Here is a 26,119-nt window from a genome sequence, read left to right on the forward strand (position 1 = left end):
TCCCCTCCTGTCCCTTACACGATCTCGATAGCCAGCTTATGGATGCCTTCGGTGACGATGCCGTGCGGAATCAGGGACATGTTCTCCGGCAGCAGCTCCGTGCGCACTCCGTTCTCCAGCTTCGTTATCGTTATGATCAGACGGTCGACGTGATGAATCGACCCGATGGATTTCAGCAGTGCGTAGAACATGGACAGGTGCAGCGGCTTGCCGATTTCCCACCCGTTTCCGTTCAAGCCCCCAACCAGCGGATGCAGGAACCGGCCGATTTTACTCAGCGCCTGACTTTCAGCCGCAGCCGCTTCCTCCATGCTATTTACGGCCAATACCGCTTGCACGCCGATCTCCAGCCGGGCGGGCCCGATCACTTGAATGCTGCCCGGAAAAGCCGTCGGATAAGCTGCGCGCTCCCGGAGATAGCCCTCGATCCGCTTCTTCAGCTCGATAAAAGGAGGGCCATCGTGAAAGCCCGATTTCGGCAGGACGACCAGCGTGACGCAGCCCATCTCTTTCTCCATGCGAACGTTGCGCCCAGGCAGGCATTTCACCTTGCCGATGCCCGGATAAGCTTCCCGCGCAAGCCACTCATAATCTTCCGCGGTCACCGCGCGCCCCCGGTGCTTGACCAACTGCGGTCCGCGTTTCAGCGCCTCCTGCAGCGATTCGGGCTCGCAGCCGCCGGAAGCGGGCTCATGGTTCACGACGCTCTGGATGAAGGCAATGGACGTTTGAAGCTGGTTGATCGCCAGCCGGTCCAAATTTCCCCGTTCTCCCCCGCCGGTTTTGTAGTTCACCTTGATCCGTTCGATATCCGAGTTCGGTAGACGCTTCCCGTGAATCCCGTCCCCAAAATAAATCCGGCCGGTCGAACGATCTATCCGGTAATGCCGGTCGGACGGACCCGAAGCGAGGAAATTCGCCACCGGCTCGTAGCGGGCCCAGCACTTCAGCACTTGCCCTTCCGAATCGCGCACGATGTCCGCCCGTCCTTCAGCGAGCTCCAACTCGGCCAGCTCTTCCTTGGCCAAATGCCCGGTTTCGTCCACCCACACTTCCTCCGAGACAACCGGCGTGCGGGCCAGGACGACGGCGGACGCCTCGTCCGGGAAATCATCAGCGGCGGCTGTTTGCGGCGTTTCCTGTTCGACCGTCTCCTGCTGGATCGCCGCCACCGTGTTCAAATGAACCCCCAAGATGAGCGGACAAGGGCTCGACGGGCTGTCCGAATCGAACCTCGCGTCCTTGTTCACCACGCGAATCCAATACCGGTCCCGGCCCCACATCCGAAGCTCCGCCAAATCGGCTGGCGAATAAAAAAGAACCGTCCCGCTTTGCGTAAACCCGTTCGTGCCGTCCGTCGTCTTCAAGGGACGCCAGCTTCCTTCCCCCGCCCCATACTCCCACTCGATCAGCGGGATGTCGCCGGACGCCGCTTTTTGCATCAGCACGGAAAAATATAGACTGATCGGTCCGCGGACGTGGGCCCGGTCAAAACCGAAGTAAACGGCTGGCTTGCCGCCCTCCGGCAGCCGGAAAGGAGCAAAGGGACGACCGCTGCCTCCAGTTTGTCCGGAGCAGTCCCGGCCCTCCGCATTGTTGCGGGTCCAGCACGCTTCAGGCGGGTAGAGCGGCTCGTCGTAAGCGTATTTCAGCCGGACCTGCTCAATCCAGGGGGACAAATAGAGCGGGTTGGCCGAATACAAATGCTCAATATGCAAAATCCGCGCGCGAATCCAATAGTTCCATTCCGAATTGACGAACGTCTGCTCCAGATCGGCCGGACATACGAAGGCAAACTCCGCGTGACCCTCCACAGGATGATAAAACAACGTTTCCGCCGCTGCCGGAACAGGCAGCCTCACCCAGGCCGAACCGTTCCAATATTCCCATACGACGCGGGTGATCGAAACTTGATCGGGGATATCGACCTTGTCCACGTCTTTTTTCTTCATAATCGGTTTCCAGTCGATGTGCGGCGGCTTCTCCGGGATTAGCCGGTGCTCTCTACGCGATAAACGGAAGCTGACCGTTATTTTACCGCCCCGTTTGCTGAGCGGTTCCTCGCAGGCGGCATAAAACGTCCCGAACGGCGCGAACAGATCGCCGAACGGATAGCCGCCGCCCGAATCGATCTGGATATCGCCGAAATACATACGCTCCGGCGCGATTCCGCCATCTCCGTGCAGATCCGCATAATCCGCCTTGATGCGCAGTCCATCCAGCTCCAGCTCTGCCAGATCCGGAGTACCCGAAGCTGCGCCGAGCGAACGAACCTTGCACCGCAGCCATCTTCCTGCACCTTCCTCCAGCTCCGTTTCTTCCCAAGGAGCAAGCTTACGTTTGGTCAAAATCAACCGGTTTCCCCGGCTTTCCGCCTCATCGAACGGAACCCAAGCCCCGCCCGAGAAGTAGCTCCACGTCACCACCCCGTTGTCCGCCAAACGTTTCGATAAGGCAGCCTCTTTGAATCGTTTCAACGAATGCGTCAGCTCCAGCTCGATTCTCGCTCCATGGTTCAGCCTGAACAAATGATCGTGCTTCAGAAGCAGGCTGTGCTCTTGCACGTCGCCTTCCGTCCCGAACCGGAACAGCGCCGCCGGCTTCTCCTCTCCTGAGGGAGAGTCAAGCCGGACGATCCGGTCGTGGCGGACGCTGACATTGTACATGTCTGTAAGCCGTGCGGGCGTAACCATGACGGAATGCGCCGTTTCGAAGATGACCGGTTCTCCGCCTTCCGGGGGCGTTCCGGCCACCTTCGTGCCTTTTGGCACCGGAACGGTCTCCTGCGCTCCCTCGCTTAAATAAAAGGTCAGGTAGCTCTTGGCCGGAAGTGAGGACTGCTGGGACACATCCAGCATATTGAGGAAAGCGACGAAATTTTTATGCGGCACTTGATTGAGCCTGGAGATATTGTCCCCAAGCATCCGCGCGAACAGAAGAAACAAAGCCGTTCCCGGATCGGGGTCCTCCGGCGTGAATCTCCATTCGGGTGTATAAAAAGGTGTCATCTCCTGCATTTGTCGAATCAACGCCGGGACATCCCTGGCATCGATCGGAGGAACCCGCATCCGTGAACCGCCTCCTTTCCCAGCCTATTCGGCTGCTCATTTCGTGCCTTCATGAATATAGAACGGATACACCTGATTAAATAAGTTGTTCGTCGATCGGACCTCGTACTGGATGCGGATCATCACTTTGCCGGGATCGTCCGTATCCGGCTCCGCCCGGACTTCGACTTCGTGCACCCGAGGCTCCCAGATGCGGATCGCTTCCGCGATGTCCGACTCCAGCAGATGCATCGTCGTCTCATCCGTCGAGCCGAACAGAAAGCGCTCCACGCCGCAGCCGAAATCCGGCCGCATAACACGCTCTCCTTTGGCGGTCCAAACAATAATGCGGATCGCTTCCGCGATGTCCTCTTCATATTCGGACATTTTGATGCGGCCGGTCACCTCGTCCACTTCGACGGGAAATTTCCATCCTCTGCCCAAAAACGACTTCACCCGTGCGCCTCCCTTGGCCGATTAGTTGATTTTGACCAGGCTGCCCTTAATATTGACGACCCCGTCCGATTGGATATCGACAGAGGCGCTGCCTTTCAGCGCCAAACTCGCGGAAGCCTCGATGTTGACCTGGGTCGATTTGACGGTAATTTGCTTGCTGCTTTCGATCTGGATATCGCCCTTGGCATTCATCGTGATGACTGAGGTGCTCGATTTGATCTTGATTTCATTCGCGGACCCGCCTTGAATGACAATGGAATGGTTTCCGCTGGAATCGGCGATGGTGACCGAGCTTTCCTTATCCAGCAGCTCGATGATCTGGCCTTTTTGAGTCTTGACCGTGATCTTGCCCTCCGCGTCGTTATCGTCAAAAATCAGCTCATGGCCCGACCGCGACTTGAATTTGCGCACGTCATTCTTGTCGTTCTTCCCTTCGGGAGAAGGGTCCTTCTTATTCCACAGCGTGCCGATTACATAAGGCTGCCGGGCCTCCCCGAGATGAAACGCCACCAGCACCTCGTCTCCCACCTCCGGAATGAATAGCGTACCGCGGTCTTTCCCGGCCATCAGCGTGGCGATCCGGGTCCAATCGGTTTCTGTTTCTCCTTCGCGGAGAGGGAGCTTCAGCTTGACCCGGGCCAGGTTTTCCGGGTCCTTGTTGTCCGTTACGACAGCCACCATCACGCCGTTGATCTTCGGCGTCAGTGATTCCAGCGCTTCGTTCGGATTTAATGGAAAAGGAAACTCGTTCATGTCAGCCCACCGCATTTCCTTGAACTTTAAAAGTCGTCGTATACCCGGAGGCGTCGATCCGGTGCGTGGAGGACGTAATATAGTAAGGTTGATTGAGGACCTTACCCAGTCCCTCCAGCTTGATATACCGGCCCGCGCAAATTTCAGGCAGGCCGATGGTTTCGCCATGTCCGGAAACCAGCTTCATGGCCCGCTCATTCATAACCGCCTCCGCCTTCGCTTTCGCCTCTTCCACGGAATCGACATTCGCGCCGATATTTTCCTCGAACTCGCCATGCGTTTTCAGCAAATCTTTGCCCGTCTTGGAGCCGGAGCCAAGCTTGGTGATCTCGGTCGCCGAAGCGACGATTGGCTTCTGCTGCTTGTCGTCCCAACCGCGCACCGTCACTTTGGTAATCTGATCGGCAAGGTTCATATCGGTGGCAAAGCTGCGCAAATTTTGGCCGTAGCTTAAGGTCAGCACGCTGGAAGTCCCCGTAAGCGGCTTGCGGAAATACATCGTTTTACCTACGAGAAAAAAGTCGTAATTGCACATCAGCGCCAAATACCTGAGAAATTTATAGTCGCTCATTCCTTTTTGGTCGATCGTGCCGATTACGGTTTGCGTATCGTCGACGATCACTTTGGGCACATATTTTTGGCCGATCTCCTTGGCTACATCGCTGTACTTTTTGTCGATCCAATAGCCGGCCTTCGAGCCTTTCATCATCAGCGTCGACTTGTCCATGCCCTTTACCCGGAGGGTCGGATGGCCCTGTGCGGGATAATCGGCGGTAACGGAAGTGATGATCCCGTAAAATACCGTTTTCAGCTTGTCCGTATAGCCCATCTTCACTTCCAGCGTTTTCCCCAGGACAAAGTACTCGGCAAGCCATTTGAAATCGCGCTTGACGATATCGTAAGCATTTTTCACGGAAAAATCCACGTAGTTTGCTTTAGGTTCGACGCTTGTCGTGACGGTGATGGAGGGAATGGCCATGCTTTCGGTGACAATATTGGAGCCGTCGATATAAATCTCGTAGGCGGGTGCGTAGAAATTCCGGTATTTGTTTTCCAACTCGTCAAACGTATACGTCTTGGTTTCCAGCGACATAGACCATTCCCCTTTCTTCGTTATGTATTGGCAGGACGATGGCAGCGGCTACTCCAGCCTCGGAACGATCAGTCTTCGTCCGGCTTCGATATGCCTGGGATTGTCGATCTTGTTCGCTCTGGCAATTTCGCGCCATAGTCCGGGATTTTCATATTCTTGAGCAGCAATCATCCACAGCTGGTCGCCTTGGTTGAACAGCTTTTGCTTCGTGCGGTCGGCGGACTGGCGGGGAATATGCTGGAACTGCTCTTTCATGCTCATGACGGCCTTGAACGTCACACGAAGCGTAGCTCGTACCGGTATCCCGGAATCGAGAAACATTGTAAATTTTTGCGAAACCTTTTCGACAATGCCTTTAAAATTCAAGGACCCCCATACAAAACGGCATGGCGGCGGCGCGTGCAAATCTTTATCCACATCGAGCAGCTTAACCACTTTCGAAGTGTGGGCGCGGACATCCGTGCCTTTCTCATAGCTGTCGAAGAACAGGTCCATCGACAGCGTCGTTGCTTCCCCGCTCACAAACTGGGTAATCGGCGCATTCAAGCCGGGAATCATCTGCCACACAAATTTGTTGGACGACTCCACCTGGTATTCCTTCGGGTTAAAAAGCACCTCGATTTCCTGCCGGCTGCTGCCTTCCACAATAATTTTCGCTTTCGTTAAAGCCATGCCGTCCCACCCTTTGCAAGTACAGGAATCGCGACCGCAGGGGTCAAAGCCCGCTGCGCTGCCGCTCGAATTTGATTTTGCTTTCCAGCTCTCTATACACTTGGTCGACAAAACGGTCCAAGTCTGGTAAAACAGCCTGAGATGCGGTCGAGAGCTCGACTTTCATCGCTTCAAGCTGGGCGGAAACTTGGCTAACGGCCTGCGCCGCCGCTTGCTTCGCCAAGGTTCCGGTATCCGGATTCTGCTTTTTATGGTATTCGATCTCGGAGCGCGCAGCCCGGTAAGACGGGCTCGGCGTGGCGGCCGCCTTGGCGTGCTGCTGAGCCGTGCGCATCTGTGGCGCGATGCGAGGCGTTAAAGCGCCTTCGGCGCTGGCGGGCACCGCTGATGGACGCGGCGCGACAGCATGCGGCCGATGCAATTGCAGTGGCAGCGCCGCGCCTTGGGGCGGCAGCCCGCCTGAGGTGCTCGCAGCCATCGCGGGCGGGCGATGTGCGTCAGTCCGGGACGGATGCAACCGCAACGGGCGATGCGGCGCATGGGACGACAATGCGCTCGTGGTGTTCGCGAGCATCGCTGACGAACGATGCACGTCAGCCTGTGACGGATGCAACTGCAACGTACGGTGCGGCGCATGGAACGACAATACGCTCGTGGTGTTCGCGAGCATCGCTGACGAACGATGCACGTCAGCCTGTGAGCGATTCAACTGCAACGTACGGTGCGGCGCATGGAACGACAATACGCTTGTGGTGTTCGCGAGCATCGCTGACGAGCGGTGCACGTCAGCCTGTGAGCGATTCAACTGCAATGGGCGATATGGTGCTCCCGGCAACAAGACGTCCAAGGCGGTCGTGAATACCGAGGACGCACGGGAAGCAACTGCCTGTGACCGATTCAACTGCAACGTATAGTGCGGCTCATGGGGCGACAATACGCTCGTGGTGTTCGCGGGCATCGCGAACGGCCGATCCATAATTGCCTGCGACTGAACAAGCTCCAACGGACGTTGCAGAGCGCGGGGCGGCAATACGCCCAAGGCACTCGCAGCCATCGCAGACGAACGCTGCGATGGAGGCAGCTGCAATTGGCGATACGGCGGTCCCGGCGACAAGACGCCCGAAGCACTCGCGGGCATCAAGATCGATCGATCCGCAACTGCCTGCGACTGATACATCTCCAACGGACGTTGCAGAGCGCGGGACGGCAACACACCCAAGGCGCTTGCAGTTGCAGCAGACGACCAGTCAGCACGATTCTGCCGGAGCTTATTTGTTATAGTCGCTGCCGTACGAATTGAAGTGCCCGACAATGCTTGTACAACCAGCGGTCCCAACACAGCCACTTGTCCCGCCTTGGCACGCTGCGAGGGGATGGCCCTGAATGGAGCAACTAGTGCCGATGTAGTCATGCTTCCTTCTGAGTCCGAAGGATATACGACGCTGTTCCGTTTATACAGCGTCGCATCCGGACCTGCCGGTTGTCTACGCATTACCCGTTCTTCCGCAGCACCGTCCTTGAAGGCAATCCGGCTCCCAGCGATTTTACCCGCAAAATCCGTTACATTCGGGAAGGTACTAAATCCCCCATCCCGTAAGCTAACCGGTTTGTGAAGCATAAAGGAATGTGGGGATAAAAACCGGGATTGTTTGTACTGCATCTGAACAACCGGATGTCTCCGTACATCTGTTAAATTCCAGCCCCAGCCTTCCGATTCACGTATCTCGTCTGGCTTGCTTCGAAGCACAATATCCGCAGGTCTCGATCCCGCCCTGTCTATAAAGCTGCGGATTACTGGATTCGTAGAGCCCGAACCCTCCCCGCCTGTAAGGCTTCGAAGCGGATCGCCCGCGAAACCTTGGACCGCATCGTCCACAACATGCCGAGCATTTTTCCCGCGTGCCGGCGCTGAATTCGATTGGGACGCTTGATGCCGACGAGCGTAACGCTGCTTCACTGCCCCTACGGAGTCGGCTGCATACATCTGCGGCCAAATAGGCGCAACTCTTGCTCCAGACAGCAGAGGATGGCGGCGGAGTTGCATCCCTTCGACAGCGGATGACCGTATGACCAAGACGGTCGGCGAAACGATGTTTACCCCGAATACGCTTGTCATCGGATTGCCGATTTTTGCAGCTGCCCGCTTGGGCTGAACTGTAACTAGGTCTGTCCTTTCATGTCGGACTGAGTTCGAACTTGCCGAACTATCGTATTCAAACGAAAAAATGCCGGTAGATGGTGCGGCATCTGCGAGCGTCGGAAAGGAACCCCTACCGCCCAAACTATCACGGCTTCGTTCCGGGCTTCGGCTGATAAAAGAATTATCTCCGCGCAAGGACACACTCATCGGGTAACGAAACTGAAGCGAAACCGATGCTTCGTCCCCTGCTTTCCGCTGCGCGAACAAAGGTGTCCGACCGTAGATAAGGTCGGCACTCGCCTTTTGCCGATGCGCTCGTTCGAAGACGGTTGTGGTTGAAAAGTCGCTTTGCCAATAACGGCTCGTCAGCATGCTTTGAGGAACACTGCGTATTAAGGCGGTTGAAAATATAACCGTCTCATTACGCCCCGAAATGTTGTCTCGCATCGAAGAAGTAGCCGAAAACTTGGCCGGGCCACCCTTGCTTAACGCCCTAAATACAAACGAGCGGCCTTCCGAAGATGCCGCAGCGGCATCCGTTTGACGTCTCCCCGTCGTATGCCTGTTCGCAAGTCGAGCATCCGGCGTCCGATGACCGCTCAAGGAACCGGCCTCGAACCACTGCAGCAAAATCCCCCTATCGAGGGAAGATATCCCCTTCGGCCTAAGCCACGACCGTCCGGCAACGTGCGCCGTTCCGCGGTTTTCCCAGTCCGTATTCCCCCCAAGCGTCCGATGCCTCTTATCTTCGGCATCAATCGGACTTGCGGCTGCTATGATCGGGCGTACGACAGCACGGTCGTCCCGATTTTCGCCTACGGTTCGATATCCCCTCTTGTCGTCCGAATCAACCGGACTTGATGCTTTTTCCGAACGTACGCGCCAACTGACGCTACGATCCTCGCTTATGGTTTGAGCAGAGACATCATTAGAGGTGACTGAGAAAAACTTAGTAGACCGATGAATATGTATAGGATTGAAAGCCTGTTGCCGCGAGGAAACCCGCTTCCATTCCAAAACCCGTCCAAAAGCCTGCCCCTGCGCTTGCTCCGGTTTGCGCCACTCGCGCTCAAGCAGCGGATTCCGTCTGCCTTCTCCCAGAGAAGGTTCCTGCTGCAAACCCCGTTTCCGTTCGTCACGACGCGCCTTTCTTTCTGCTCCCGCATCGCGGATTCTCAGAGCCGCCATCACCTTGGATTCGGGCTTTCGTCTGGCCTGTCGCACTTGCTCGGCAGGCACATGCCGTATCCGTTCGTCGGATACATTGTTCCCGCTGCCTAAACGGTCGACAAAGCGGTAATCCCTGTGCAGCGCCAGCGGCTCTCTCGTCCCATGACGGCGGACTCGTCCGCTCGTATGAACCAACGGCCCTGTCGAGACCGGCTGCATCGTTCCCGCATCCGCGGAATTCCGTGAACCGGCCGCTTCTCCGTTCGTCGAAGCTTGCCGATGCATGCCCAAAGGCGTAGAAGCAACCGCTCGTTTCGTTTCCCCGACCTTCGAACGCGACGGATTGCTTTCTTGCCGACGATCCACCCGCGTCGTGCCGGTTGCCGAATTTGCCGCAGCCATCCGCGATGCTGTTCCCACACCTGCCGGTAAAAAAGAGCTTGTCTTTCGTTCCGAAGCGTCATGCCGTCGGGCCAACTTTTCCAATAGATGAAGCGTCTTCCGGTACGTTCGAAGCATGTCCCGCTCTTCTTGCTTAAGCAACTGAAGCTGTAATCTCAAATGAAGCGTCAATTGAACCAAGGAGACATGTTGAACGGGGGAACCCCCTTCTCCAGGCTCAAGCAAGGTTAACGGTTGCGGTCCCAGATAGTTTCTGGACGCAAAGCCGTATTTCCGCGTGATTTGTTCGGCGAACCGGAGATGCCCCGGCATACTGGGCGCCGGCCCCGCTTGGATGCGCTTCGTCGTTCTCATCGTCCGTGCCCCTTGCTTTTAATGGTACCCTTCATTCGCATTTCTTCCGCTAGCGGGCGTAAATGGCCTTTAATCCGTTGTGCACCAGCTCGATCTTCTCAACTGCGACCTCGCTGCTCGAAGCGCTCAGCTCGGGCCCGCTCCATTTGACCGGGTAGCAGCCGAAGAAATTCCAGCGGATCATTTCCTGCCACGAGGCGTCGTATAGAATAATCGAGCCGCTTTTGCGCTTCACCTTGCCTCCTGCGGCACTGAAATACCAGTCCCACAGATCGCTCGATTTCGTGATTCCCCGTTTCAATACGATCGGAGGCGATTTCGCCCCTTTCGGCAGGCGGTGCGTATAGCCGTTCACCCCGCCCTCGGCGACCTCCTCGTACTCCAGCTCCGACTGCAGCCCGCTAACCTCGGAGAAGCCGGCGACCAGCATGCCGTCAAGCTCCACCATAAAACGAAACGCTTGCCCGAATATTTCCGAATCGGCTGCGCTCATAGGCGTCACCTCTTTTTAAAGACGTCGAAGGGGTTGTCCGGCTCATCGTTCAGGCTGCGATTGATACGCGAAATTTCCGAGCACCACCGCCGCCGTTCGCGATGCTCCATGTTCATGATATCGTCATGAGGCCAGTGAAAATAATAAGCCAGAAATGCGGCTTCCTCATAGATTTTATCTGCCGGATAGACCGTTAGTTCCCCTCCGTCTCGGCTAAAAAAGAGATGTCCACCTCAAATTCGTGATCGCATTTCGGACAGACAGTGCGCACGCTGAGCTTTTCCACTTCGTTGATTTGGCGGTAAAAGTTTTGCAGAAAAGCAAGATCCGACGTAAACAGCCGTTCGATCACCTTCGTATCGATCGCCCTTAAATCGCCCAGCTTGGTAATGACTCTGGCTAGCAAAATGATGTTCAAATAGCTCGGGTTTTGCTGCACGCGCTGATCGCGCATCGGCAATATTTCGTCCGCTGCGGTGGCCAGACGCATCACGCCCCGCTTGTGCAAGCTGCCGTTCTCATCCACATAACCGCGCGGAAGCTCGAATTCGTATTCCGTTCTGAACTCCATGATGTCCTCCTTTATGAAAAGCCTGCCGGAAGAAAACAAAAGCTAGTCCTGCTGCCTTTGCTCCTTCCGGCGGTTTCGGTCGTTACTTCGTCCGGGTCATGCCTTCGTGCGCCAGCTCCAAATTTTCAATAGCGACGTCGGAAGCCGTGGCGTTGAAATCCGGCGCCGTATATTTGCAAGGCCATGCTTCGATGATCTGCCAGGTCGCCACGTCTTGTCCCTCTTCATCGAGCGCGATGATGGTTACGGTTTTGCGGGTCACCTTGCCTTGTACGCAACTGGAAATCCATTCGTACAAATCCAAGGAGTCGGTAACTCCCCACTTCAGCGTAATATTGCCATATTTCGCCAATCCCGGGAGCTTGCGAGGCGTAATGACCTCATTTCCGTTGCGGTATTCCACGACATCGAGCGAAGCGTCGAAGCCGGAAACCTCGCTGAAGCCCGCTTGTTGAATACCTTCAACCTCTACTCTGTATCGAAACTTGCGATACGGATCGGTGCGTTCCACTGCCATGCTGAGCTATACCCCTTTCTACTGTAGCCATCCATTATTCCGAGCCGGTTTTTTGCGTAATCCGGAAAATGACGAATTCCGCCGGTTTGACCGGAGCGATGCCGATCACGCAAATCAGGCGGCCGTTATCGATGTCGTCCTGCGTCATCGTGTTGCGGCCGATTTGAATATAGAACGCTTCGCCCGGGCTTGTCCCCGCAAGCGCCCCGTCCTTCCAGACACGGGTCAGGAACGCGTCGATCGTACGCTGAACGCGGGCCCACAGCTTCTCGTCGTTCGGCTCGAAGACGACCCAGTTCGTGCCGTTCTTGATCGAGCCTTCCACAAAAATGAACAAACGGCGAACGTTCACATATTTCCACAGCCCGTTCGAGGAAAGCGTTCTCGCGCCCCAAACGCGAATCCCTTGGCCTGTAAAGGAGCGGATCAAGTTAACGCCGCGAGGGTTCAAAATATCTTGCTCGCCTTTGTTGTACTGGCAATCGAGCCCGACGCAGCCGCGCACGACTTCGTTCGCAGGCGCTTTATGAACGCCCCGCGTATTGTCGCTGCGGGCATAAATGCCGGCCACGGAGCCGGACGGCGGTATGTAAATATTACGCTTGTCCAGCGGATCGAACACCTGCAGCCAAGGATGGTACATGGCGGCATACTGCGTATCGAAGATATCGCGGTGCGTCATCACGTCGGCAATTTTCGTTTTATCCTGCGGAATATCGAGGATCGCGAAACGGCTGCCCAAATTTTCGCAGTGCGCAACAAGCGCGAGCTGCACGTTCGGGTCGGTTACGCCAGGCACGGCCATCAGACTGACTTCGTCGTTGTCAATAAAAGCCTGGATGCCCGTCCGTTTGCCGGGACCGAGGTCCTGCCCCATAAAATCTCCCGCCGACAAGGCGTCCGCAGAACCGTCGCTGCCTCCCGACAGCTCGATCACGAATTTGCCGGTCTCTTCCGGCTTTCCGGAGATGACCTCGAACGGATGAACCGTGCCATGGTCCGCACTGTCGCAGGAGATACCCACAATATTGGACTTGCCGATCACTTTCTCCACATGATTCGGGGCCGTAACGTTAAGGGAAACTCGCTCATACGTCTCCGCTTCGTCTCCGTAGAACGCATGCAGCGTAAACTCGCACGTCGTAAGTACCTTCGCCGGAAGCAAATTGGCATCGACAACCTCTTCGCCGCCTTCCAACGGGCTTTCCAGTTCGATGATATTGTCCTGCGACGAAATGATGCGGTTGTACTGTTTGCCCTCGCCGTTATCGAAGGCTACGATGTCGCCCGCTCTAAAACCGGCGTTGCTTTTCACACGGTACTTCTTGGATTTGGCGGCATCGCCTAAAATTTCATAAATTTGCGTCTTCGCTTTGCTTGCCGGCTCCAGTACGACCCGGACCCGGTTTCCCCATTCACCTGGATTTTTGGCGAAGAGCCGAAGCGCGGAGCTCCCGTCGTTCAACGCGGATTTCGCATCGGACGGAGCGACCCTCATCACGAAGCAGCGCGAGCCGCCGTTCACGAAGAAGTGCTCGACCGCATAGGCCAAATACCGGTAAGAGCCAAAAACGTTCTCAGCGAGGTATCCTCCGAATTGCCGTGTAAAATCGTTCATGCTGGTAATAAATTGCGGCAGCCCTTCCACCGGCCCTCTGGCAGCGAGACCGATAAAGCCCGCCGTGCTGGTGCTGACCCCGCCCAGCGGCACACCGCCGCTGTCGAACTCTTCCACATATACTCCCGGCGATAAATATTCAGCCATTTGTTCCTGATCCGGATATCGTCATGATCCGAATCAGTTCCTCCCTCCCAATCGTCATCGCTATTCCTCATGCTATCGATTTCTCGGATGTATATAGGCTTATGTATCGATACCTTACTTCCCTCCGCTTCCTTATTCGTCGGTAGATGGGAGCAGCCCGAGCTGTATCGGTTGTCCCTCTTCCACTTGCACCTCCTGACTCAGAATAAGCGGCTCATCGTCAGACAAGAACAATTGAACCACGCAGACAAAACGTTTCACGCCCTGCGGCGGAAAAGCGGCCGCCCATTCCCCACGTCCGTCGGCAGCGCCTTCCGCCACGTCCGTAAGTACGGTTCCTTTGCGATGAGCAAACCGGAACGGCGTCTGCAGCTTTGCTCTGCGGTTCGCTTCCTCCAATGCGACAATGCGGATAAACTCCCTTTTGGCCGGATCTGGGTCCAGCACATAGTAGCATCGGCCGCTGACCAGCCGGTGCACGGCGCCGAACACAAGCTCCACTTCGCCACTGTCCGCGTCTTGGGGCAGCTTCGCGCAGGCCAGATTCCCGTCCGTCACAGCCGCCCGCAGAATGGCAGCTCCCCCGGGCACGCCCTTCGCTCCGACGCGAATCAGCGTCGTTCCCGGCGCAAAAGGGTAGGAGGACGTCGGCAGCATCGGCATCAGCTCTACAGGCTCCAGCGGGGACAAAGCGGCCGTATCGACAACGGCCCTACTGTCCGCATAATGCGGCGGCGCGCTGAGGACGATGCTGTAAATTCCTGGCGGCATACCGAGCAGCAGGAACGTTCCGTCCGGCTTACGGACCGGTCTGCACGGAACGCCCTCTACAACCAACCGCAGTACAGCGGCCGGTGCAAGACCGGTTACGACATCCAGCGGCTTGACGACCAGAGCCAGCTTAACTTTCACCTCGCTGCGCAAGCGCTCCATGATTAGTTTCCTTCCCGCTCTTCCAGCTTGAACTGCGCCTCGGCAACCCGTGTGGTTTGCTTCGTACGGGTAGAGTCCAGATAAACGGGCCCGACCATGTAACTGAGCGATAATTTGTAAGGCGTGTTGGAGAAAAGGCTGACCGCATTTTCCAATGTAATCGGCTGCGGCGTAATCCGGATCGCTTCATTGCTGTCGGCCAGTGCCCCTTGCAGGATAGAGCCCCGCAGGACGGCATGGTCATGAAACACCTGCATCACTTTTCCCATAATCCGGTGCTCGTCAAAGGAACGGGTCGCAAGCTCCGATGCCGAATGGCAGGTAACGAGATAAACCAAATTCAACGCCATCGGTGGATACTGCAGCGTGTCCGTTCCCCTTCCGATCATATCCGTCCGCCGGTTCTCGGTATTTTCCTGAATGCTGTACAAAAACAGCGTTAGCTGAAAATCTCCCTTATCCGTCGGCGAGGCAAGTCCGATCGCTTCCGGCTGAGACAGAAGCTTCGGGGTCAAATGCTCTCTTAACAGTTTGACCAGCGTATTTCCCACGTCTGCGATCACCGTGTAATCGGCCATGCGCTTCCTCCCCTTCTGCCTCTCCGTCTCAATCGAACAAGTCGGCGTATTCGCCCATTTCCTCTAGTATCCAGATCTTCCCGTTTTTGCGCAGCTCGTTGCGCGCCGCAAGCATGAGCTGCTTCATGCCGATAGCGCACCGCTGCTCAGCCGCCATAAAGGCGGCGGACAGCACAATATTTTTAATGTATCCCCCGGCCAGCTCGAACTTGGACGCCAAAAAGCGAAAATCGATATCGTCCTCGACCGGAGCTTCGGACGGAATCAGTCCGCGCCATATTTGCTCGCGATGCTCAGCATCCGGAAACGGAAATTTCACGATGAAGCCGAAACGCCGCATGAACGCCTCGTCCAAATTTTGCTGAAGGTTGGTGGCCAAAATGGTGATGCCGTCGTATTCCTCCATCTTTTGCAACAAGTACGCGGTTTCCACATTGGAATACTTGTCATGCGAATCCTTGACTTCGGAACGCTTGCCGAACAACGCATCCGCTTCGTCGAAAAACAGGATGGCATTGCTGAGCTGCGCCTCGCCGAACACCTCGTGCAGGTTTTTTTCCGTTTCGCCGATGTATTTGCTGATCACCTGCGACAGATCAATTTTGTAAATTTCCAGCTGCACTTCTTTGGCCAGCACCTGCGCGGACATCGTTTTGCCCGTGCCCGGTGGCCCTGCGAACAGCAGGCTGACGCCTTTGCCGTAAGCGAGCGCACGGTCGAATCCCCAGTCGCCGAGCACGGTGCCTCGGTATTGAAGCCTGGCGCAAGCGTGCTTCAGCTGCTCTTTTTGCTCAGGAGGCAGGATGACCCGGTCCCAGTCGTATTTCGGCTCGATTCGCACAGCCTTTTTCTTCAAGTTATGCTGTACCTGGGCATAGCAGGCCCGGTAAATCACATCGGACTCGCCGGTCCGATGCGTCTCGGAGCCGTTCCAGCGCAGCAGCTGGACCGCGTAATCGAGAGAAGCTGCGATCTGCCCCGGCGAGAAGCGGAACTTCCCGGCAAGCGCTTCCCAATCGGCGGCATGCTTCAGGCGCCGTTCCGCGCTCCAGCTTTCCCACAGTTTCCGGCGCTCCGCCGCTTCGGGTACCGGAACCTCCGCCTCCAGAAACAATTTTCTCCCTTGCAGCGGCCGGGGGTTCCAGGCTTGCTCCGACAAGAGAAAAAGCGGCTCCTGCACCGACTGAAGCCGGTTCAACAGCTCCATCCGTTTTTTCCCGATGCCTTCGTCCTCCCCCAAGAGCAGGTGAAAACGCTCGAACGCAATGACCGCTCCATAGAGCATCCCTTCGCGCAGCACCTTGACAATCAGCTCGGAAAACGGGCGTTCGTCCCGAAGCAGGCTTTCGACATTCGCCACCAGCAGCGGTTTGTCCCAGTGAGCCGCCACGTGCCGCGTCTGCAGCTTCTTTCCGGAGCCGGGCTGCCCCCATAAACAAAATACCGGGAGCGGGTCGGACTCTGCCCGCCCTTCAACAAATGCGCGTAACCGTCCCTGAAGCTCGTGCCCCGTTTCCAAATCCGGCAGGTCCCGGTCCGCCTCATATAGCTTAGTGCACTCGCGCAAGGCCACATCGGCATAGCCGATGCCCAGCAGAAAAGCGGTCATTCGCTCATCCAGCCGCAAGGGACGAGTAAGCAGCGGGCCGTTTGTCGGATCGGCCGTCCGGCCTTCGCCGCGAAAAAACCATTCCTGCAGCCGGCTTCCGTTCATAAAAGCCTTAAGCAGTCCGCCTCCGCCCGTTCCAGACAGGCCGTACAGCCGCATCGCCAGCTCGGGGGTCAAATATTTGCTGGTGGCGTCGTCCTGAACGTAGGCATACAGCTTCTCGTACTTGCGATCCGTCTCCAGGGCAAGCGCCATCAACAGCGTCTGCTCTTCAAATTCATTCAACCCGAACATCTGCGACACATAGGGAACCGGCAGGAAGCCCCCTTGCTCCAGCGAGGCCTGCCGCTTCCGAGCCAGCTCCCGGTCCATCGCGGCCAACTGTCGGCGCAGATCCGCAAGCTCGGCATCCTCCTCCCTATCGTCCCCGTCATAAAGCAGCCTGTGCATTTCTTCTTCCGTCAGCACAAGTCCTTTGAACGGCAGAAGCGAAGGATCGGCGGGCGTGTCGGGCTCCTCCATCAGCTTCATCAGGATCGCCAGCCGCAGGTCGAGCCTCGCCCATTCCCGCTCGTAATGCTCCCAAGCCGTTGCGTATCCCGGCGTATCCTTGTTCTTTTTAGCGTACACAGCCATCAGTCTCCAAAGCTGGCCCGATAACGAGCCGAATCCAGTTTCGTTTGCGCCGCTTTGGTCCCCCATTGATCGGCTTCCCGCTCCAGCGAAGGATCGTCGTTCACCGCCACGCCGTTGACTTCGGTCGTCGGCTTCACCCGTCCTTGCTTTTGCTGAACGATGTGCGCAAGCTCATGACCAAGCAGCTCCTGTCCCTTGGAAGTTTCAGGATGGTATTGGCCCGGCGCAAAATGAATGTCATTGCCCTGGGCATAAGCGAGCGCTCCGACCTGTTCCGCCTGATTCCCCGTATGCACCCTCACGTCGGAAAAGTCCGTTCCGAATGCCTGCTCCATCTTCGCCCGGACAGGCTCCGGCATCCCTTCGCCTTTTCTTTGGACCGGCGGCGCCGCAGATTTCATCTGCAGCTCCTCTTCCTCCATCACCGTTCGCTGGGCCGTGCCACCTGACATCATTCGCTGGACCGCGCGATTGCCCGAAATCCGCTGCATATCCTTCATCTTGAAAGCCACCGTATTCCCGGTACGCAAGGGAGCGCTTTCGGATCTTGAAGCAAGGGGAGCGGCTGAAAGCTTCTTACCCGGGGAAGCGTCTCGAATCATCAAAGGACCACACCTTTTTTTGCTAACTTACCTTGATTTTTACACAGTAGGCGCTCTTTAAGCAATATATCTTTTGTTATATTTTGACGAAATTTATCTCGTTGAAGCGAGATTTTTCCCTTAATCTGTCGAAAAGCCTTTCCGCCCGCGGAACGACCGGAAGCACCCCGGTTGAAAAGCGTCCCATTCGTTAGCCGCGTCTTTTCCGCGGTCCAGCCAACGGGCGAGATTTTCCGCCGTACTTAGACGAACCTCCGCTGCCGCCCATCCGTCCGGCGTCGGATTATTGGCCGCAGGCCGTTCCGATAGATTAGCCGGTGCCGGAGGACGGCCGTCCTTCTTCCACATATACTGCTTATAGAGCCGCAGCGTCGTTCCCTGCGCGTTTTTTTTACGGATCTCTACCACGTGGTATTCGGGATGGCGTGTCAAAAAATGCTTCAGCCCCTCCTCCTGATGCCCTCCGGCAATCCCCGCTTCTTGGAATACAGGCAGCGGCGTGGCCATCGGAACGGCAAACCGGTTGACGGCATGCTTCCGCCACAAGGTCCCGATGTTATTGCTCACTCGCTTGCAACGGGCTTCAACGCCGGCCGCTTGCTGCAAAATTTGCCCGGTCTGGAGGTCCGTTTCCGCCTCTCTGCGCCTGAGCTCCGTATCGTCGGGGGCATCCGGCTTGCCGAAAAGCGCGTCCATCCGAGCAACGAACTTGGCAAAAGTTCTGCGGAGCTCGGCAGTTTGCCTGAGAAGATGGCCCATTTCAGGCTCCGTATCCGCTTTGTACCGCTGCAAAATAGTGACTCGGTCCCCCGCGGCCATCACCGACTTCCGTAGAAAGCTCCGGACGGACGATCGTCTTAACCAATGCTGTACCGCCCGATTTCCAGCATTTTGCTGGAGTCTCCGAATCTGTTCGAAAGTCAAGTGCCGGGCCGGGTCCTGCTTCCACGAAGAAGCGCCGTGCAGCTCACGCGAAGTTACTCCCATGGCCGCGGCGTTCCGGCTTCTTGTCCTTCCCGAATAAAATGGCATGACGCCCCTTCCTCCATCTCCGGCATGCGCGTTTTCCATGCATTTCATTAGCTCAATTGCCGCTGTTTATCTTAATTTCATAATAACATAAAATTTGGCAGCGAAAGGAAAGTTTAATGATCGGTAAGCAATTGAAATGGTCTATTAAAAAAGAACTTAATTGGCTCTTTTCTATTGTCAGTAATCGAGGTACGATGTCGAATATTTAGAAACCGCCTGCACCTGCGGCGGCAACTATCCGGAAGGAGAGCACGACAAGATGAACCCTTCGCATTCCTTGACCGTTCGTCAAGCCGGGCACGGTGATATTGAGGCACTGGCGCCGTTGTTTGACGCCTACCGCCAGTTTTACAGACAGCCCTCCGACGTGGAAAGGGCCGAGTGCTTTCTGCGTGACAATCTGGAGCGGCAGCAGTCCGTCATCTTCTTCGCCTATACGGAGGACCCGGGCCAGCCGCTTGGCTTTACCCAGCTGTATCCGACGCTTTCCTCCGTTGCGATGATGCGCGTATGGACGCTGAACGACTTGTTCGTTCACCCGGACGCCCGCAAGCAGGGCGTCGCCCGGGCGCTAATGAAATCCGCCGAGGCCCACGCCCGCGCCACCCGGGCCAAAGGCTTGCAGTTGTCCACGGCCGTGGACAATGTTACGGCACAGCGTCTGTACGCAGCGATGGGCTATGTGCGGGACGACGCGTTTCTGCACTACTATTTGAGACTCGAGGACTGAACGATAAGAAGAAAAGAATTCAAGATGGTGGATGCGCAGGAAACGGAGAGCTTTTTGACGTAATTTTTGCCCTATATATCTTTGCCTCGTATCGTGTATTGGGGGCCTTCTTTGTTGCAAGGCGACGAAGGTCCCGATTTTGCGGCTTGTCTCTGCTTGTCCCGGCTATGGAGAAGCCCCCCGGTCTGATAGTTGGCCCCGATGTTCAACTGTCCGGACAGTTCCTTGATTCCAAGCGCCCCGAAATTGTTTTCGTGATCGATCTTGTCCACTTTGAAGTTCTCTATATGAATGTTCTCTATGATAATGGGGGCATCTCTTCCTGGCTGCTTGTCCTGTTTTAGCAGTGACAGCTCTTTTTCCAATTCGCTCAGCTTGGATAATATTTCATCGTAACGATTGCTTATTTCGTCCGAACGGCGTGACTCGGAGCGGCCATGTTCCAGAAATTTCCTCCATCGTTTAAAGTACATCTGAATTTCCCCTTCAAAAATGACGAATGATCCAAGCTATTCGATTATTATTTTTTCTTTTGATCGGTGCGATCTTGGTATTCTGATTTCGATGATTCCGTTATCGAATTTGGCCGAAATATTCGTCCCTCCGACCAATTCGGGAAAAGTAATCGTTCGCTCGAATTCTCCGCTGAACCTTTCGGTTTGAACTTTGCCCATTCCGGAATAACGGGGGTTGACGACTCCTCTGACGTTCAAAGAGTAATCTGCAATCGAGATTTCGATATCTTCTTTTCGAGTTCCGGGCAGGTCCAGAACGATAATGAACTCGTGATTGCTTTTGAAGATGTCGGCAAGAGGAAACCGGCTATTATTCAAGGGCTTGGGTGCAGACGATTGGGTAAACTGCTCCATAGCCTTCTCCGTATAGTCTTTATCGAATACGCTATCCCAAAACTGCCCGTGCTGAAATTCCTTGGCAAAATCCAGCCATTTTTTCATCCTATCCAAGTCCATGGATCTTCCTCCTGCTTCAGAATCGGAAAGATGGAATACCTGCCCAATGAGACGGAGAATAAAAAAGCCGATAGTAATATCATATTAGAATTTCGGTTCTACATTCCCGGAACGTAAAAAAAGAGGCAGCATATCAAAGAAAGTTGTGCCTCTCCCACACTGCCGGCCATGCCCTCCTTCATATTTGCTGACTGGATCGAATATGCATGGAAAGAAAGCCGCACCGCATTCGCCGGCGAAGGAGGAAAAGAAATGACAATGCCTGTTCCCCGTATTGTAATTAATATCAACATCATCAAAGTGAATTCCTTTGAAAATGCTTCGGCTATCAATGTGGGACAAAACCTGTTGGCGGAATGGCATAATTCGGATAAAAAAAATATGGGTATCGGTCAAAATATGGGGGATGGAAGCGAGTTTTGCGGTACAAGAAGCTTTGTGGATGACCGGGATCAAATCGACTCGGCCGCAACGTTCGAGTCGTCCGGGGCGCCGCTGCCCTGACCCGGCCTCGATAGCCCATCCGTCGGCTGCCGGACGTCATAATCCTCGATGCTTGTGCATAACCCTTTAACGTACTCGGATGAAGTATGCGCGGCCACGTCAAAAAGCGGGAAGGAAATGTCGGATGTTCTTCGAATCAACCAGCGTTACGATCGGCGCTATCAAACTTAACAATGCGGATCATATGGCCAATGTCGCTGCCGGCTCGAACTACATGGTGAACCGTAACGTCAAGGCCAAAAAAACACAGGGCTTCGGACAGCAGTGTGCAGATTCAGTCTTACGTTTCGATACGATTCAGATGGTTCTGGACGCAGATATCATGGATACGGCGTCCTGCAAAACAGACGGACATCGAAAATTTCAGACGGAGGGATGTTCATGATCTTCGCTCCGATGACGGTAAACTTGATCGAATTAAAAATCAACGCTCTCGACCATGCCGCGGTCGTAAATATCGGGCCTAACCAACATGTCGACTTATATGTGTCCTATAAGCGAAATCAGGGAATCGGGGAGCAAAACGGCGATCTGTCGCCCATCACGGCTACCCTTTCCTGGATCATGGACCCGGATCTGATCGATGCCGGAGCCATGAAAAACAGTATCATTTGAAAAAGAAGGAGAGAGGTCTATGTTATTTTTTACTCCGACGGTGGTCAATGTGCTCGGATTTAAAATCAATGCGGTTGATAATGGATCCGTAGTCAATGCAGGTCCGGTTCAAAGTATCGATGAATTTGTTTCTTATAAACGGAACCAGGCTATGGGGGAGATGAACGGCGATTTATCCCCGCTAACCTTGCAGGTCGGCAACATTGTGGATCCCGATATTATAGACGGCGCATCTGCTAAAGGCAGCGCGATCTAATTTTCACCACAACCCCGACATGAAGATGTTGGGGTTGTGGTCTATTCACGTCATGAACGTTATATCGAAAAAGCGTACCTTTTCAGACTAACCATTAGTTCGTAAATAGATAAAATCATAGCCAGAAGGACAAAAAGGACTAAAATAATTTCCACTTGATAATTAGTTTCTGTGGACTAAGCGTACCGGTTAAATTTTGAATGAACTAAATAATGGCCACATGGTTTGAATGACACTAAACCCAATTTTCATCATGGGCCATGCTTTACCTAACATACCAAAAAATCCTCCGGAATTGGTTCCCGAATTTGGCGTGCCTGGTCCCGGTATCCCTCCATTATTCCCCATACCAAATAGAGAGCCCAAGATCCCGGATATTTGCGGATTATTTTTGTTCTTCCGTTTCATTTTTTTAACGTTCTTTCTTGCTTCTGAAAGAATGACTTGCTTTTTAGTTACATCCTTGATCGTTCCTATATAAAAATCACCGTTTGATAATTGAATGCAGACAGGACACCCGATCCATTGTCTCGCTATTTTTTCGTTCACGTTGTATGCCACTGAAATTTCACCCCCTTTAGGTACAGCGAACATTTGGCGCCGAGCCAATTTTTAAATCCTGATGGTATACTAATTTAATTTATGTCAGTTTATAGTCCAGCGCTTGTATATATAACTATATAGACCCAGACCCACGAGACCCTCAACGGGCAGCCCCAAAGCCCTACAGCAGGATGAAGCCGGTAAAAAACTTGCGTCCCCCGGACATCTATCCATAACCGGATGCCCCCCTTTCCATACAATACAGTGATCTATATTCCCGGAAAAGGAAGGAGCTAGTAACGGTGAACTATTTGGATGTGCTGTCCCGTTTGGGTGCCGGAAGCGCGCATCCCGGCGGCTTCTCCGCCACCATATCCCAGCTTTCCCGTTATCCGCTGCCCGCGGGCAGCCGGGTGCTGGAGGTCGGATGCGGTACGGGAAGAACGTCCTGCTATCTGGCGAAGCAAGGTTTTGACATCACAGGACTCGATCTTCGTCCTGATATGCTGGTCAAAGCGAAGTTTCGAGCGGAAGCCGAGCAGCTTGACATAAGATTCATGGAAGGTGATATTACGGCACTGCCGTTCGAAGACGCGACCTTTGACGTCGTGCTCGCGGAATCGGTTACGAATTTTGCCGACATCGGGCGAGCGCTGGCCGAATACGCCCGGGTGCTGCGTCCCGGGGGCATTCTCTACGACCGTGAAGTGATCGCTCCTCCCTCGATCACACAGAAGACCTATGAGGAAATCACCGGCTTTTTTCAATTAAAGTCTCTGCTTACGGAACAAAAGTGGATTGAATTGCTTCAGGCGTCGGGTTTCATCGAGACGACCGTTTGCGATCGCTCTCCCTTTACCGAGCAGGGCATAGAAGACCAAATTGCTTACCCTGATATGCATCAGGTCATGGACCCGGAAGCTTTGCTCGATGCATCCGTCTGGCAAATGTCGCTTGCGTACAATGAAATGATTACCGCTAACCGCGATTATTTGGAGCACGCCCTGTTCATTGCCCGAAAATGACAAGCGTCATGGAGAAAGGCTCGTAAACCCTTATATCGGCCGTCCGATAGGAGCCTTCTTACCGGATGGCGAGTTTGTTTGTGGGATTGTAGAGTGCGTTCATAATGGGAATTTGGTACTTCGTCCGCTTGGAATTCCGGAAGCCGCTGTCCAGAATATAAAAAATAGGATTGCTACCAATCCGCGCTTTCGTAAGTCGCACCTGAAGTCTAAAAGAAACATGAAGCAGATGACCATAAAAGAAAAAGCCCGAATCAAAGCGTTTGGCGATTTCGGTTATCCTTTTGGTTGGGGCTACGGTAACTTGGGATGGGGAGCGGGTCTGGATCTAAATTCGGTTGGAGTTGAAGAAAACTGCCCCAAAATTCACTATCTTAGAATCGGCCTGTTCAGTAACAATAAAGTAATAGACCGGAACTCCTTATTTATCAAGGAATTCCGGTCATTTTAATCGCACTCCGCTAGGAACGCCCCGCATGTTATCATTGAAGATTCACTTTTAAAGCGGGACGCACGCCGTCACGGGCTAGACTGACATTCGCATAGCTGCGAATACTACAGCTTGGACCGACAAAAAACGCACGCGAAGGCTTATTTCCTTGTGTTCGCAGCCACCACCAGGAACAGCCGATTTCTTCGCCGTTTCTGATGATATAGTTCTCTTTGTTCGTTTTATCATATACATATAAGCTGCATCCATCGTTTTTTTTCGTTTTGGCAAAATCCGTTCCAACGGCGCGCCGCAAGTCCTTGCCGTGTAGATCAGATAGATCCTTTATCTCGGTAACGCTAAGCAAAAAAACCTTGTCCTCCGTATCCGGGCTGCCTTCTCCGTTGTCCGTGCAACATGTCGTCTTAATAAATCCCTTTTCGGCAGCATTGAATGCGGTGTTATAGAATTCATTGTTCAGCCACTTGCGCAAATCACAGTCACGCCATGTAATATCCACGCACTCGCCGTGATACCGCCTGCAGTCCAAAATGTACTCGCTCAAAATAAATAGCTCTCTACCTGAATTTTGCAGCACCCGCCACTTTATCGGCGTTCTGTCTGCGACGTCCGCCGTCTGCGGATAAGTGCCGAAAGTAATGATTTCGCCGGGCGGTGTGGAAACAAGAGTAACATTTTCCAACAAAATCTCCTCCTTTCGGTTCTAGTTTAATTGTACAACATTTATGCAAATGCTAAGGTAAATCCGTTATATCCCTTATTTAACGCAATATCGATTCAAAAAAGTTTAGAACATGTACTTTAATGTTTTACTCTAAACAAAGATAACAATTGGATAGCAACTCAAAACACAGAATGGTTGTCCTTCAAACAGGTAACGGGCCCAGCCGCGTGAACTGGACCCAACGAAGGGAAATGCGTATTTAGGTGGTTTGTTACTCCGTGTAGTTATCCGGTTTGATTCTGCGGTGCAATCGAAGGTTGAGATTCACAAATAGGTGAATCGATATAATCATTATCATAAAGATTGGTTACGAACTGGGTCTCAAAGTTCCTTCCGAATAATTGACCGTTGCCAAAATTCGTTTTGCCGTTTATACTCCAACCTGGTTGAGAAACCTCCCCGACCGCGATGGCGCTTCCTCTATTCAAGGTATTGACGCTTATCGCTCCCGTTGTTAACGAAATAATTACAGCCAAGCTTTCACCTCCAAATATAAAATGTAATTTTATATTCATTTATCAGACCCGCTCGTATTTTTCTTCTGATTTATGTAAATATTTCGTTCCGAATTTCCAGCATTCTCAATGTTGTTGTCTTCTGTATGCAACAGAGTATCGATAAAATCGCTATCAAATATGGAATTCATGATTTTGCGAATGTTATTGCTCCCGTATGCCTTACCTGTTCCATAGTTGTTTTTACGTGAACTCCTCCACCCAAGCTGTCTGTTTTCTCCAACGTCTATAGCCGAACCTGAATTGACAGAATTTGCGTTGACGGAGTTAAAATCAATTGTGCATAATTGCGCGTTCTCTTTCTCCGTTAAAACTATATTTCTTATATCCTCAATAGAGGTATCAATGACATCTTGGTCGTACACAACATTTATGACATGGGTCAGGGTACAATTGCTAAGATTTCCGAGCCCTCGATTAGACTTGCCGTATGAACTCCAACCGATGGCGGTGTTGTTCCCGATAAAAATTCCGGAACTGTTTTCAATATTGGTTACAAACAGCTTATTAAAGACAACGCAGGTCTTTTTATTTGAAAAGTGCAACGTACCCCCCTCCTGTTCAGAAGCCGCCGGGTTTGATTATGACTGGGGCAAACAAGGCTTAACCTCTCTCCCCTACCAGAAAGGTTAAGCTCTGAAGGCTAATATAGTGTCTACAAGGCTTGATTTTGTAAGGATGGAGCAGGTCCGATTGTCCCGATTGGATTATCAAAAACATCACTATCAAATAAAGTAGATACAAAAGCGAATTCTACATTGCATCCAAACAATTGACCATTTCCGAAGTTGGATTTCCCACTGAGATTCCAGCCAGGTTGAGCAATCTCCCCTACGCTAATAACTGCACCTCTATTCAAAGTGTTCACATTTATCGCTCCTGCAGCCAGAAAAAGATTAACCGACAAAATTCCACCCCCGGTAAATTGCCTATATTGTTAAACATATGCCGTGGAAGTTCTT

Annotated in this window: 29 protein-coding genes and 1 pseudogene; 7 read left to right on the forward strand and 23 right to left on the reverse strand. The window is 53.7% G+C overall.

From position 1 onward, the window contains the following. Positions 1 to 14 precede the first annotated feature (14 nt). The 16 genes and pseudogenes from PEL01S_RS18185 to PEL01S_RS18255 form a co-directional block, all read right to left on the reverse strand. A complete protein-coding gene (locus PEL01S_RS18185) occupies positions 15 to 3,068 on the reverse strand; it encodes a putative baseplate assembly protein (RefSeq protein ID WP_127461310.1) in 3,054 nt (1,017 codons plus the stop codon). Positions 3,069 to 3,104: 36 nt separating this feature from the next. Then, positions 3,105 to 3,503: a GPW/gp25 family protein gene (locus tag PEL01S_RS18190; RefSeq protein WP_010500507.1), complete on the reverse strand. Its 399-nt coding sequence runs from the start codon at positions 3,501 to 3,503 to the stop codon at positions 3,105 to 3,107. Between the two features lie 21 nt (positions 3,504 to 3,524). Continuing rightward, positions 3,525 to 4,256, reverse strand: a complete 732-nt coding sequence (locus PEL01S_RS18195; RefSeq protein WP_127461311.1) for a phage baseplate assembly protein V — start codon at positions 4,254 to 4,256, stop codon at positions 3,525 to 3,527. A gap of 1 nt (position 4,257) precedes the next feature. Beyond that, positions 4,258 to 5,349, reverse strand: a complete 1,092-nt coding sequence (locus PEL01S_RS18200) for a phage late control D family protein (protein WP_108530940.1) — start codon at positions 5,347 to 5,349, stop codon at positions 4,258 to 4,260. A gap of 48 nt (positions 5,350 to 5,397) precedes the next feature. Then, the gene (locus tag PEL01S_RS18205; RefSeq protein ID WP_063184134.1) at positions 5,398 to 6,021 is read right to left on the reverse strand and encodes a CIS tube protein; all 624 of its coding nucleotides are present in this window, start codon (positions 6,019 to 6,021) and stop codon (positions 5,398 to 5,400) included. A 43-nt stretch (positions 6,022 to 6,064) separates the two neighbouring features. After that, positions 6,065 to 10,087, reverse strand: coding sequence for a YML083C domain-containing protein (locus PEL01S_RS18210; protein ID WP_127461312.1), 4,023 nt, complete (start codon positions 10,085 to 10,087; stop codon positions 6,065 to 6,067). 49 nt (positions 10,088 to 10,136) lie between these two features. Further along, on the reverse strand, positions 10,137 to 10,580 hold the full coding sequence (locus tag PEL01S_RS18215) for a phage tail protein (protein ID WP_063184137.1): 444 nt from the start codon (positions 10,578 to 10,580) through the stop codon (positions 10,137 to 10,139). 5 nt (positions 10,581 to 10,585) lie between these two features. Beyond that, positions 10,586 to 10,762, reverse strand: a pseudogene (locus tag PEL01S_RS35590) (DUF6760 family protein); the annotation flags it as partial. Positions 10,763 to 10,773: 11 nt separating this feature from the next. Continuing rightward, positions 10,774 to 11,151 carry a phage tail assembly protein gene (locus PEL01S_RS18220; RefSeq protein ID WP_127461313.1) on the reverse strand — a complete coding sequence of 126 codons (378 nt, stop codon included), beginning with the start codon at positions 11,149 to 11,151 and terminating at the stop codon, positions 10,774 to 10,776. An 82-nt stretch (positions 11,152 to 11,233) separates the two neighbouring features. After that, positions 11,234 to 11,668, reverse strand: coding sequence for a phage tail protein (locus PEL01S_RS18225; RefSeq protein WP_010500499.1), 435 nt, complete (start codon positions 11,666 to 11,668; stop codon positions 11,234 to 11,236). Between the two features lie 34 nt (positions 11,669 to 11,702). Beyond that, positions 11,703 to 13,433 (reverse strand): phage tail sheath family protein, encoded by a 1,731-nt coding sequence (locus PEL01S_RS18230; RefSeq protein WP_127461314.1) that lies wholly within the window; start codon positions 13,431 to 13,433, stop codon positions 11,703 to 11,705. Positions 13,434 to 13,565: 132 nt separating this feature from the next. Then, positions 13,566 to 14,366 carry a hypothetical protein gene (locus PEL01S_RS18235; protein ID WP_127461315.1) on the reverse strand — a complete coding sequence of 267 codons (801 nt, stop codon included), beginning with the start codon at positions 14,364 to 14,366 and terminating at the stop codon, positions 13,566 to 13,568. A 2-nt stretch (positions 14,367 to 14,368) separates the two neighbouring features. Continuing rightward, on the reverse strand, positions 14,369 to 14,944 hold the full coding sequence (locus PEL01S_RS18240) for a Pvc16 family protein (RefSeq protein WP_127461316.1): 576 nt from the start codon (positions 14,942 to 14,944) through the stop codon (positions 14,369 to 14,371). Positions 14,945 to 14,972: 28 nt separating this feature from the next. Then, positions 14,973 to 17,255, reverse strand: coding sequence for an AAA family ATPase (locus PEL01S_RS18245; RefSeq protein WP_127461317.1), 2,283 nt, complete (start codon positions 17,253 to 17,255; stop codon positions 14,973 to 14,975). Next, positions 17,189 to 17,689 (reverse strand): eCIS core domain-containing protein, encoded by a 501-nt coding sequence (locus PEL01S_RS18250; protein WP_127461318.1) that lies wholly within the window; start codon positions 17,687 to 17,689, stop codon positions 17,189 to 17,191. The genes PEL01S_RS18245 and PEL01S_RS18250 overlap by 67 nt, the downstream gene beginning before the upstream one ends. A gap of 222 nt (positions 17,690 to 17,911) precedes the next feature. Continuing rightward, positions 17,912 to 18,823, reverse strand: a complete 912-nt coding sequence (locus tag PEL01S_RS18255) for a hypothetical protein (protein ID WP_127461319.1) — start codon at positions 18,821 to 18,823, stop codon at positions 17,912 to 17,914. Positions 18,824 to 19,082: 259 nt separating this feature from the next. On the opposite strand from PEL01S_RS18255, the gene PEL01S_RS18260 reads away from it, so the two are divergent. Continuing rightward, complete coding sequence (locus tag PEL01S_RS18260; protein WP_063184143.1) at positions 19,083 to 19,553, forward strand: GNAT family N-acetyltransferase; 471 nt, start codon at positions 19,083 to 19,085, stop codon at positions 19,551 to 19,553. Positions 19,554 to 19,624: 71 nt separating this feature from the next. On the opposite strand, the gene PEL01S_RS18265 is transcribed toward PEL01S_RS18260, so the two are convergent. Beyond that, positions 19,625 to 20,026, reverse strand: a complete 402-nt coding sequence (locus PEL01S_RS18265) for a hypothetical protein (RefSeq protein WP_127461320.1) — start codon at positions 20,024 to 20,026, stop codon at positions 19,625 to 19,627. Positions 20,027 to 20,062: 36 nt separating this feature from the next. Next, positions 20,063 to 20,524 (reverse strand): Hsp20/alpha crystallin family protein, encoded by a 462-nt coding sequence (locus PEL01S_RS18270; protein ID WP_063184145.1) that lies wholly within the window; start codon positions 20,522 to 20,524, stop codon positions 20,063 to 20,065. A gap of 252 nt (positions 20,525 to 20,776) precedes the next feature. Here PEL01S_RS18270 and PEL01S_RS18275 point away from each other — a divergent pair, with 252 nt between their 5' ends. The 4 genes from PEL01S_RS18275 to PEL01S_RS18290 all read left to right on the forward strand — a co-directional run bounded on the left by PEL01S_RS18275 (position 20,777) and on the right by PEL01S_RS18290 (position 21,899). After that, a complete protein-coding gene (locus PEL01S_RS18275) occupies positions 20,777 to 21,028 on the forward strand; it encodes a hypothetical protein (RefSeq protein WP_063184146.1) in 252 nt (83 codons plus the stop codon). A gap of 124 nt (positions 21,029 to 21,152) precedes the next feature. Then, positions 21,153 to 21,413: a hypothetical protein gene (locus PEL01S_RS18280; protein ID WP_127461321.1), complete on the forward strand. Its 261-nt coding sequence runs from the start codon at positions 21,153 to 21,155 to the stop codon at positions 21,411 to 21,413. Continuing rightward, positions 21,410 to 21,643, forward strand: a complete 234-nt coding sequence (locus PEL01S_RS18285; RefSeq protein ID WP_063184148.1) for a hypothetical protein — start codon at positions 21,410 to 21,412, stop codon at positions 21,641 to 21,643. Before PEL01S_RS18280 ends, PEL01S_RS18285 begins: the two co-directional genes overlap by 4 nt. Before the next feature lie 19 nt (positions 21,644 to 21,662). After that, on the forward strand, positions 21,663 to 21,899 hold the full coding sequence (locus tag PEL01S_RS18290; RefSeq protein WP_063184149.1) for a hypothetical protein: 237 nt from the start codon (positions 21,663 to 21,665) through the stop codon (positions 21,897 to 21,899). A gap of 189 nt (positions 21,900 to 22,088) precedes the next feature. Here the strand turns inward: PEL01S_RS18290 and PEL01S_RS18295 are convergent, their stop codons facing one another. Then, on the reverse strand, positions 22,089 to 22,460 hold the full coding sequence (locus PEL01S_RS18295; RefSeq protein WP_063184150.1) for a hypothetical protein: 372 nt from the start codon (positions 22,458 to 22,460) through the stop codon (positions 22,089 to 22,091). A 284-nt stretch (positions 22,461 to 22,744) separates the two neighbouring features. Here PEL01S_RS18295 and PEL01S_RS18300 point away from each other — a divergent pair, with 284 nt between their 5' ends. Continuing rightward, complete coding sequence (locus PEL01S_RS18300) at positions 22,745 to 23,467, forward strand: class I SAM-dependent methyltransferase (protein ID WP_127461322.1); 723 nt, start codon at positions 22,745 to 22,747, stop codon at positions 23,465 to 23,467. Continuing rightward, positions 23,454 to 23,918: a hypothetical protein gene (locus tag PEL01S_RS18305; RefSeq protein WP_127461323.1), complete on the forward strand. Its 465-nt coding sequence runs from the start codon at positions 23,454 to 23,456 to the stop codon at positions 23,916 to 23,918. Before PEL01S_RS18300 ends, PEL01S_RS18305 begins: the two co-directional genes overlap by 14 nt. Before the next feature lie 31 nt (positions 23,919 to 23,949). Here PEL01S_RS18305 and PEL01S_RS18310 read toward each other — a convergent pair whose 3' ends face one another. The 4 genes from PEL01S_RS18310 to PEL01S_RS18325 all read right to left on the reverse strand — a co-directional run bounded on the left by PEL01S_RS18310 (position 23,950) and on the right by PEL01S_RS18325 (position 26,025). Next, entirely contained in the window at positions 23,950 to 24,600 is a 651-nt protein-coding gene (locus PEL01S_RS18310; RefSeq protein WP_239551461.1) for a DUF6273 domain-containing protein, read from the reverse strand. Between the two features lie 266 nt (positions 24,601 to 24,866). After that, positions 24,867 to 25,118: a hypothetical protein gene (locus PEL01S_RS18315; RefSeq protein WP_197483503.1), complete on the reverse strand. Its 252-nt coding sequence runs from the start codon at positions 25,116 to 25,118 to the stop codon at positions 24,867 to 24,869. 35 nt (positions 25,119 to 25,153) lie between these two features. Then, a complete protein-coding gene (locus tag PEL01S_RS18320; RefSeq protein ID WP_127461326.1) occupies positions 25,154 to 25,702 on the reverse strand; it encodes a hypothetical protein in 549 nt (182 codons plus the stop codon). A 110-nt stretch (positions 25,703 to 25,812) separates the two neighbouring features. Continuing rightward, the gene (locus PEL01S_RS18325) at positions 25,813 to 26,025 is read right to left on the reverse strand and encodes a hypothetical protein (RefSeq protein WP_231884864.1); all 213 of its coding nucleotides are present in this window, start codon (positions 26,023 to 26,025) and stop codon (positions 25,813 to 25,815) included. Positions 26,026 to 26,119 lie beyond the last annotated feature (94 nt).

Source organism: Paenibacillus elgii NBRC 100335, assembly GCF_004000865.1.
Taxonomy (GTDB): Bacteria; Bacillota; Bacilli; order Paenibacillales; family NBRC-103111; genus Paenibacillus_G; species Paenibacillus_G elgii.